This is a genomic window from bacterium, assembly GCA_019912885.1.
Classification (GTDB): Bacteria; Lernaellota; Lernaellaia; order JACKCT01; family JACKCT01; genus JAIOHV01.
The window spans coordinates 1-6044 of sequence record JAIOHV010000019.1 but is presented as its reverse complement, the minus strand read 5'-3'; the positions used below and the strand labels follow the sequence as shown (position 1 = coordinate 6044).

General features: G+C 66.6%; 2 protein-coding genes. Both read left to right on the top strand.

Annotated elements, in window-relative coordinates:
- Window positions 1-42 precede the first annotated feature (42 nt).
- Window positions 43-4356 (top strand): glutamate synthase large subunit, encoded by a 4314-nt coding sequence (gene gltB, locus K8I61_01740; protein MBZ0270729.1) that lies wholly within the window; start codon window positions 43-45, stop codon window positions 4354-4356.
- A gap of 111 nt (window positions 4357-4467) precedes the next feature.
- Window positions 4468-5811, top strand: coding sequence for an NAD(P)-dependent oxidoreductase (locus K8I61_01735; GenBank protein ID MBZ0270728.1), 1344 nt, complete (start codon window positions 4468-4470; stop codon window positions 5809-5811).
- The last annotated feature ends 233 nt before the right edge of the window (window positions 5812-6044 follow it).

Below are 6044 nucleotides of genomic sequence, written 5' to 3'. Positions count from 1 at the left end.
GACGAGCGCGGCGGCCCCGGTGAGGCGTCCATCGCCATCGGCATGAATTCGGAATCGAACGGGCCGTGGGGCGTGGTGACGCTGTTTTATCCCCCGGAGCTTCCGGACGCGATCGTGCAAGACGCGATGGGCGAGGCGCTTGCGCCTTTGGGTATCACGCCGTTTGTGTACCGCGACGTGCCGATGAACCTGTCGGTGCTCGGCGCGCGGGCGCGCCGGACGGCGCCGCGCGTGGTGCAGGCGATGATCCGGTGGAATCCGGACAACCCCGCTCAGGGCGGGGCGGGCGACAGACTGCGTACGCTGCAATTCATGTTCAAGGCGCAGCGCCGGCTGGAGGACGTGTTCCGCGGGCGCGAGTTGCCGATCTACATCGTGTCGTGCTCGGACCGGACGATCGTTTACAAAGGCATGATGGAGGGGCGGCAGTTCGCGGAGGTGTTCACGGATTTGCACGATCCGGAGTACCGCGCGAACGCGGTGGTGTTCCATCGCCGGTTCGCGACGAACACGTCGCCGGTGTGGAACATGTGCCAGCCGTTCCGCGTGCTTTGCCACAACGGCGAGATCAACACGATCCAGGGCAACCGGCACGGCGTGCACATCTGGGAGCGTTACGTCTCGACGCACGGCGGATTCACCGAGGGTTGGCCGGCGACGGCGCTGATTCCGGGCCAGTCGGACTCCGCGGACCTGGATGGCGCGGTGCAGGCGTATCACGCGGAGGGGCGGTCGCTGTCGTACACGGTGGCGATCCTGATGCCGCCGTCGTGGGAAAACCGCGTCCGGAATCTCTCGCTGGAGATGAAGGCGTTTTTCGAGTTCCACAAGCGCGCGCTGGGGACGCTCGGCGCGTGGGAAGGGCCGGCGGCGATCCTCGCGTACGACGGCGAGCAGCTCGTCGCGTCGCTTGACCGCATGGGCCTTCGCCCGCTGCGTGTGTCGCAGCGGAGGGACGGGCTTTTCCTGGCGGCGAGTGAAAACGGCATCTTCGAACACGAGCCGGACGAGATCGTCCTTCGCGCGCAGCTCATTCCGGGCGACATCGTGCGCTTTGATTTCGAGAGTGAAACCGTGGTGCCGAGCGCGGACGTGTATTTCGAGATCATCCGCGAGACGCGGCCGCGCCTGGGGACGACGTACCGCGAAACGAACCACCGGCAGCTCCGGACGCCTTCGGCCTACGGCATCGCGGGCGATACGCCGCATCCGGATCTGACGGCGTTTCGCGGCCGGCTTGGGGCGTTTTTGCGCGCGTACGGCTGGGACTCGAAGCTCAAACAGGCGAGCACGGATCACCTGATCGAAGCGGGCAAGGAAGACATCTATTCGATGGGCTACGACCGGGCGATGCCGTTTTTGTCGGTCGACGGCCCGACGCTGTACCGTTTCTTTTTCCAGCGTTTCGCGCTCGTGACGAATCCGCCGATCGACCCGTACCGCGAGGGACGGGACATGAGCCTCGTGACCTACCTGGGACGCATGCCGGACGTTCCGCCGCGGCAGTCGCCGGACTATCCGAACGTGCGGCTGAAGTCGCCGATCCTCACCGAGCAGACGATGCGCGAGCTCGAGGAGGTTCCCGATCTTCCGGCGAAGATGCTGCGCCTGACCTTCAACGGCGAGGGCGGCGGGAAGGCGCTTTGCGCGGCGCTCGACGATCTCATCGCCCAGGCGGCGGACGCGGCGAGCGAAAGCCACGTGATCGTGCTGTCGGATATCGGGGCGTTCAAGGAAGGTCGCCTGCCGATCCCCGCACCGCTCGCGGTCGCTGCGCTGAACGAGGAACTGACCGAACGCGGATTGCGCGCGCATTGCAGCATCGTCGTGCAGACGGGCGAGGTGAGCGAAGGGCACGACGTGGCGGTTCTGCTGGCGCTTGGCGCCAACGCGGTGCACCCGCACGCGCTGATGCGCTACGCGGTGGAGCGCGCGAAAAAGCAGGGCAAACCCGCGGGCCTCGCGATCCGGAACACGGTCGAGGGGCTGGAAGAGAGCCTTCGCAAGATCATGTCGAAGATGGGCATCGCGACGGTGCAGGGGTATCACGACTCGTGCCTTTTCGAGGCCGTCGGCCTGGGGCCGGAGGTGATGCGTTATCTGCCTCGCGTGCCGAGCCGCATCGGCGGGCTGTCGCTCGATCACGTCGCGGCGGACGCGTCCCATCGCGAGCGGCACGCGCGGACGATCGACGAGCTTCCGGAGTTCGATTTCGATGAGCGTTCGTACAACGACCCGATGCGCATCGCGTTGTGGGAGGTGTCGAAGTCGGGCGATCCGACGGACTGGCGGCGCTACCAGCACCTGACGGACCGCCGCCGCCCGTGCACGATCCGCGATCTGCTCGAGATCCGCGCGCCGGAGGGGGCGTCGCGGGCGAATCCGCTTTCGGCGGAGCAGGTCTTGTCCGCGCATTTCACGGGCGGGGCGATGAGCCACGGGGCGCTAACGCGCACGGCGCACGAGGCGATCGCGTACGCGGCGAACCGCCTGGGGATGCCAAGCAACAGCGGCGAGGGCGGCGAGGACCGCGCTCGCAACAAGGGCGGCGTCCGGGAGTCGATGCGCAGCCGCATCCGGCAGGTGGCGACGGGCCGATTCGGCGTGGACGCGGAATATCTGGTCAACGCGGACGAGATTCAGATCAAGATGGCGCAGGGCGCGAAACCCGGCGAGGGCGGGCAGCTCATGAGTTCCAAGGTGACGCCGGAGATCGCGGCGCTGCGTTATTGCCGCCCGGGGATCAACCTGATTTCGCCGCCGCCGCATCACGACATCTATTCGATCGAGGACCTGAAGCAGCTCATCTACGACCTTCGCGCGATCAATCCGGACGCGCGCGTGTCGGTGAAGCTCGCGGCGGTGACGGGGATCGGCACGATCGCGGCCGGCGTGGTGAAGGCGGGCGCGGACGTGATCGAGATCGACGGGCTGGAGGGCTCGACGGGCGCGTCGCCGCGCAGTTCGCTTGAGCACACGGGGCTGCCGACGGAACTGGGGCTGCGCGAGGTGCACGTCGCGCTGACGGAGCTGGGGCTGCGCAGCCTCGTGCGCCTGCGCGCGGGCGGGGGCATCAAGACCGAGCGCGACGTGGTGAAATACATGATGCTCGGCGCGGACGAGGTGACGCTGGCGACGGTGCTGATGATCGCGCAGGGGTGCATCCACTGCAATTGCTGCCACATCGGCACGTGCCCGACGGAGATCGCCGGGCAGCTCAACCCGCGCGCGCATTATCCCGGCGGCTCGGAGCACGTGGAGCGTTTCCTGCGCGCGTTCGGGCGGGCGTTCGCGGAGCTTGTCGCAAAGCTCGGATTTTCGCATCCGCGCGAGATGGTCGGGCGGGTGGATGGCCTGCGGCCGCGGACGACGGACGAGATCTTCCGCGGGCTGAACCTGGACGCCTACGGATTCGACGCGCGGGCGTTCCTGACGCGCTGCGAGACGGCGGACCTGTCGTTTTTCACGACGCCGATCCCGGGCGTTAAGGACGGCGCGGACCGGGCCGCGATCGACAACATGGATCATCACTTCCGCGACCTTCTGGCCGGCGACAAGGAATTGATGCGCGCGGCGCGCGAGGGCCGGGCCATCGAGATGGAACCGTACAGCGTGCGAAGCTGCAACTCGGTCGATTTTTCCGTGCCGGTTTCGCACGTCATCGCGACGCACCACGGGCGCGACCGCTGGCCGGCGGAGGCGCCGATCCGCCTGCGCACCTTCGGCACCGCGGGGCAGAGCTACGGGGCGTGGTGCGTGATGGGTCTCGATCTCGTGCACGAGGGATCGTGCAACGACGGCGTCGCCAAGGGCATGAGCGGCGGGCGGATCGTGGTGAAGCAGCCGGCGGGATTCGCCGGGAGAAGCTTTGAGACGACGCTTGTCGGCAACACGGTGGCGTTCGGCGCGACGGGCGGCAAGCTGTTCATCGAGGGGCGCGCGGGGCAGCGGCTCGGCGTGCGCAACTCGGGCGCGACGATCGTGTGCGAGGGCGCGGGGCAATACGCGTGCGAATACATGACAAACGGCGTGGTGATGCTGCTTGGCCCGGTGGGCGAGCATATCGGCGCGGGCATGACGGACGGGAAAATCTTCATCTACGATCCCGACGGCGGGCAGGACGTGCGCTTCACGATCGACGACCGGTCGGTGGCGCTGACCGACGTGAACGAGGACGAGATGTACGAGGAGCTGGTGCCGCTGCTTGACGAATACATCGCGGCGACCGGAAGCGCGCGCGCGCTCGAGGCGCGCCAGAACATCTACGATTTCATGAAGGTGATTCCGATCAGCGTGCAGGTCGAGCAGATGAAAAAGCGTTTCGCGATGGACGTCGGCTCGCCGATCGCGGGCTAGGTTTCACCGCGAAGGCGCAAAGGGAACGCAAAGACGCGAAGGAACACGGTGGGATCGCAGGTTTCACCGCGAAGGCGCGAAGAACGCGAAGGGAAAACGCATTTGAGCGGCGTGCCGAAAAAACTGGAACCGCTGGACGAAGCGGGGCGTCGAGCCGGGCGGCTGACGCGCGAGCAGATCCTTCGAAACTTCGAGGAGATCCGCCCGCCGTTGTCCACCGCGGAGGCGTCGTTCGAGGCGGAGCGGTGCCTGTATTGCGAATACGACATCCCGTGCATGCGCGGCTGCCCGACCAAGATCGATATCCCGCGGTTCATCAAGCAGATCGCGCAGGGGCGTCCGCTCGACGCCGCGCGCACGATTCTTTCGGCCAACATCTTCGGCGCGGTGTGCGCGCGCGTGTGCCCGGTGGAGAAGCTGTGCGAGAGCCTGTGCGTTTGCTCGACGGTGCACGGGCGGCCGATTCCGATCGGCAAGCTGCAACGATTCGCGACCGACCGATTGATGTCGTCCGGCGAGCTGCCGTTCGAGCGCGGCGCGGACACGGGGCGGCATATCGCGATCGTCGGCGCGGGACCGGCGGGCGTGTCCGCGGCGTTCGAGCTGTCGAAGCTCGGGCACAAGGTGACGATCCACGAAAAGGAGCCGGCCGCGGGCGGGCTGGATCGTTACGGCATCGCGGAATACAAGATCGGCAACGTGTTCGTGCAGGAGGAGCTGGAGTTTCTGCTTCGCATCGGCGGGGTGAAAATCAAGACGAACGAAAGGGCGGTCGACGAGATCGCCTTGCGCGAACTTCTCGCGACGCACGACGCGGTGCTTTTGGGGATCGGGCTTGGCGAAACGCGTCGGCTCGATATTCCGGGCGAGGACGCGGCGGGCGTGGAGGACGCGCTTTCCTTCATCCGCCGCATCAAGACGCAGCCGCTCGACACGGTGGAGGTGGGCAGCCGCGTGATCGTGATCGGCGCGGGCAACACGGCGATCGACGCGGCGACGCAGGCCAGGCGGCTTGGCGCCCAGGACGTGATCGTGGCGTATCGCGGCGACAAGAGCCGCATCAAGTGCACGGAACACGAATACGAGTTGTCGGTGCTGGACGATTGCCGGTGGATGTGGAACGTGGAGCCGGTGGAGGTGCTGGTCGAGGACGGCGAGGTTTCGGGCGTGCGTTTCCGGGAGAAGGACGGCGATGCGATGCGCGAGTTCGAGTTGCCGTGCGATCACTTCGTCAAGGCGATCGGGCAGGTGCCGCACCCGTGGATCGCGCGCGTCGAGGGCCTGGCGCTCGAGCCGAACGGCACGGTGAAGGTCGATCCGATCACCTGGCAAACGAGCGTGCCGAAGCTGTACGCGGCGGGCGACTGCGTCGTTAAGGCGAAGGAAGTCGTCAACGCGGTGTACGAGGGCAAGCGCGCGGCGCTGTCGATCGACGGGGCGCTGAGCTACGGGTGAGTAGCTCGGGGCGCGGTTCGTCGATCTTTCGTTTCGCCAATACGCCTTCAAATATCACAATCGTGTTTCGTCGAACCGGCGCCACCCTGGGACCGCAGGTGTCCCCACCTGCTTATAAACTCGCGCGCCGAAGGCGCGCTTCCTTTGCCATTGCATAAATGAAGCGGCCCCGCGAAGCGCGTGGCCGCATATTCCTAAGCAGGTGAGGACACCTGCTTAGGAATATGCGGCCA

Bases quoted from the DNA above. Each gene is read 5' to 3' on its own strand.
- gltB (MBZ0270729.1), top strand. From the start codon at position 43: ATGAATTCGGAATCGAACGGGCCGTGGGGCGTGGTGACGCTGTTTTAT.